This window comes from Sulfurihydrogenibium yellowstonense SS-5, from assembly GCF_000173615.1.
GTDB lineage: Bacteria > Aquificota > Aquificia > Aquificales > Hydrogenothermaceae > Sulfurihydrogenibium > Sulfurihydrogenibium yellowstonense.
Genome location: NZ_ABZS01000166.1, coordinates 1 through 3,793, shown reverse-complemented (window position 1 = coordinate 3,793; position 3,793 = coordinate 1). Strand labels below are relative to the sequence as shown.

General features: G+C 34.3%; 3 protein-coding genes. 1 reads left to right on the top strand and 2 read right to left on the bottom strand.

The window, feature by feature from the left end; translation table 11 throughout:
• On the top strand, positions 1-1,053 hold a 1,053-nt coding region (locus SULYE_RS06835), incomplete at its 5' end, for a TGS domain-containing protein (protein ID WP_007547867.1).
• Positions 1,054-1,452: 399 nt separating this feature from the next.
• Here the strand turns inward: SULYE_RS06835 and SULYE_RS08095 are convergent.
• Together SULYE_RS08095 and SULYE_RS06830 are read right to left on the bottom strand one after the other, a co-directional pair.
• Positions 1,453-1,746, bottom strand: coding sequence for a hypothetical protein (locus SULYE_RS08095; RefSeq protein WP_269479101.1), 294 nt, complete (start codon positions 1,744-1,746; stop codon positions 1,453-1,455).
• Positions 1,747-2,033: 287 nt separating this feature from the next.
• Positions 2,034-3,254: a baeRF12 domain-containing protein gene (locus tag SULYE_RS06830; protein WP_007547866.1), complete on the bottom strand. Its 1,221-nt coding sequence runs from the start codon at positions 3,252-3,254 to the stop codon at positions 2,034-2,036.
• Positions 3,255-3,793: the final 539 nt, after the last annotated feature.

The following is a 3,793-nucleotide window of genomic DNA, read 5'->3' as shown; positions in this document are numbered from 1 at the left end:
AATCTGTTAGAAACATTAAAAGAAAATTCAAGTAGCGAAATAATAAATGATATTAGTAATGACCTAATTCTTGATGAAATTTATGTTTTTACACCAAAAGGTGATCTGATTAAGCTTCCATCTGGTTCAACTCCGGTAGATTTTGCATATGCCATACATACAAAGGTTGGTCACAAAGCAGTTGGGGCTAAAGTAAATGGTAAATTGGTTCCACTTGATACAAAGCTAAAAAGCGGTGATGTTGTAGAAATTATAACAAAAGAGGGACATAATCCTTCAAGAGATTGGCTTAATTTTGTAGTTACATCTAAAGCAAAAACAAACATAAAGCAATATATAGCAAAGGTTGAGAAAGAAAAGTCAATTAAGTTTGGAGAAAAGTTATTAGATAAATTTTTAAAGAAGATCAATAAAAAATTAAGCACGCTAACAGAAGAAGAAAGGAATATAATTTTAAAAAGATATAACTACAAAACCTTTGAAGACTTTTTAGCTGCTCTTGGTGATGGAAAAATTTCACCTGCAAAAGTTATTAGACTTTTAAGGGAAGATAAAGAAGATACAGAAACAAAATCAGAAAACAAAAAAGCAGCTTCGGATATTACGATAGAAGTTGATGGAATATCAAATATTTTGTCTCATTTATCAAAATGCTGTATGCCGGTCCCGGGGGATGAAATTTATGGCATAGTTTCAAAAGGAAAAGGCATTGCTATTCATAGAAGAGAATGCTCTAACATTAAACCGGTTTTAGAATCTGAGCCTGAAAGAATCATCAATGTCGCTTGGGGTAAGAATATATATCATTTATACAACTGTCAAATAAGAATATTTACTGAAGATAAGCCCGGAATACTGGCAAATGTTTCTAATGCGGTAGCTAATTCAAAATCAAACATATCAAATGCTCGTGTTCAAACATTAAAATCCGGTAAGGCAATAATAGATTTAACAATTCAAGTTAGAAATAAAGAACATTTAAATGGGATTTTAAAATCTATAAAGAATACGCCGGGTGTATTTTCTGTTAGTAGAGTTTTGAAAAAAGGTTGATATATAGAGTGTTGCAAAAATTTTTGTAAGTTGCAGAATGTATATGCAAAATAAGTTTACCTTTTATTATCATCCTGAGACCAAAGGCCGAATGATCTCCTCCTTTTAAAATAGGAGGTTATTCGCTTTGTTCAGAGTGACACTTTAGAAGCATAAAGTTGAGGTTATTAGCATGCTTCAGAATGGTATTCAAAAGTTAATTGATTTTTAGACTTTGTTAAAATTGTTAAAAATTGGTACATACTCTTTGGGATATGATATTCTTCGATGGCTGCGGGACAAACGGATCGTTATTTTCTTATAATCTATCTGACAAGTAAAGAACTTCTTTTTAACGTTTTATGAAAGCGAGAAATACAAAAATTTAGGCAGGCACGAAGACCTGCCTATATAGATATGTTATGGTCTGTATCTTTCTAGGATTTTATCCCAGTCTGGATTGTCAGAAGCACCATACTTTTCTTTCAATGCAAGAACTTTATCTTCAAAAGTAGGTTTTTCAATCTTTAAGAAGATACCAAGTGGAACTTTTGCATTAGGGTCATTATCGTGATCTAATGCATGAGATGCAAGCTCAACAGTTTTTGCGTAGTCTGATGGGCCATGACCTAAATCTTTGTTAATATCAATAGTTCTTCCTTTGTAGTATCGGAATGTATCTATTTTGTTGTATGTTGGGCAAGGAGATAATATGTTTACAAAAGAAAACCTTGGGATGGGAAATTGATAATTTTTATAAAATTTTAAAAAGAATATCCTTCGACTTGCGCCCTTAGAATGTGGAAAGTAGGGAACAATTCATGAATCGCCCTTACAAAATTAAAGTCATTCTGTAGCCGGCGAAGAATTTCCCACTTTTACCCAATTTCTCATCCAACGTATTTTTTTATATAAAAAGTGGTCCCCCTCGGCTTTACAGCCTCGGGAAAAGTAAGCCATAATCTTTCATCATTCAATCGAAAAGCCCACCAGTTTAAGGTTTATATCTTCCATCTAAGAAGAGCTCCCACGCCATCAAACTTCTTCTGAAGGTCTTCTCTAACTATTATCTCCACAACTGCCCTTTCGTCCAAGGCAAGTTCTATAGTCTCGTCCACTATATCCTCAACAGGATATGGTTCTTCCCCTAATAAAGGACACTCAGGATTCAATACGGGGATATGAGAATTTGGGCAGAAGTAGCCAGAGCTTTCAAAGTTTTCTGCTACCAAAAGGGTTTTCACATTGCCCATATATAGCTGTTCTAAAACTTTAGATAGACCCTCTACCGCAAGTCCTTTACCTTTAAGCTCTAATAGTTTATTTACAAGCTCTTCCTCTTGTTCTCTGTCTTTTTGCCATAATAATTCCAACGCTGCATTCCTTACTGTATGCTCCGTTGCCTCAGAAGGATTAAGTCCCACATATCCCACCAATATGTTGAGTAAATAAGAGTGAAGATGGTCTTCTATCTCTCTTATATCCTCTCTTTCACTGCCTATAACAAGCTTGTCAAACTTGGTCTTTTTCCAAGCTTCCATCAGTGCATCGTTGGCTATTTTGAAAAGTCTGTATTTTTCTTCCTGAATTCTCATGTTAAATCTATACTCACCTATTCCATGCTGAACCATATTAGGTGCGGCAACCCTTGAAGGCATGGAGTATGTGAATGTTCCTTCAGCACCCTTTAGGGATGCTCCACCGCTGTGGAACTTATGAGCTCTTGTTGCTAAAGGTTCCAAAAAGTCAGCAACCTCTCCGATGTTTTCAAAATCCATTAGAAAAAACCTAACATGCTTTCTGTCTATCAAGAGCACACCAATAATCCCCAGCTCTTCATCTATAGCTGCAATCTCCCTTACCAAAGGATCTGGAGCTACCATAAGTCTGTTTCTGTATGTATATGGGAGCTTTATAGGTACGAATGTATCCTTGGCGCTACAGGAAAACAGGGCAATACCTCTACAGCCCTCCAAGTTTTCCGGATTGCTTAAAAATTCACCCATCTTTTCAAAGTCTTCCAGTACAGAATCATGCACTTCCTTATCCAACTTTCTATGCTTTAAGTTTTCCTTTTGAGCTTTTGCCATATCTTTAAAAATAGTCAAATACTTCTTGTTAACTCTATCCTCCGGGAATAGGCGCAAATACAAGCTAGAAACAAGATATGGTGCATATTGCTCTTTCAACAAAATGCCAAGCGCTTCCTTTAAGTTTCTCATGAATCTTTCCTACTTAAAAATCATTGTATTTAGTCTAAATTTTCATAATATTATATATTATACCTTGGGTGAGAAATTAGCAGTTTTTATAAATTAAAAATGAGATCCTTCGGCCTTACGGCCTCAGGATAACAGGAAAAGGTTGAATAATAAGCGTCAGAAAAAGGATAACCTTAGATGTCATTCTGAGCGAAGCGAAGAATCTCATGTTTTTTTGAATTTCTCACCCGACTTATTTTCATAATATTATATATTATTTATAATACCTTGGACGAGAAATTAGTAATTTTTATAGAATTTAAAAAGTATGTTTTTCAGTAAATCCTCGGGATAACTGACAAAATAAACTCATTTTTACAATCCATTATACAACTTACAAGAATTTTAGAACATTCTCTCTTACATATTCTTTTTGAAATATTCTTATGATAGAATAAATTTTTATTATTAGCTATTTTGGAGATTTAAATGGCTTACGTGATAGATTATGAGCTTCTGGAGAAGTTAGAACAAAAGGTAGGAAAAGAAGAAGCTAAAAA

Bases quoted from the DNA above. Each gene is read 5' to 3' on its own strand.
- SULYE_RS06830 (WP_007547866.1), bottom strand. From the start codon at position 3,254: ATGAGAAACTTAAAGGAAGCGCTTGGCATTTTGTTGAAAGAGCAATAT.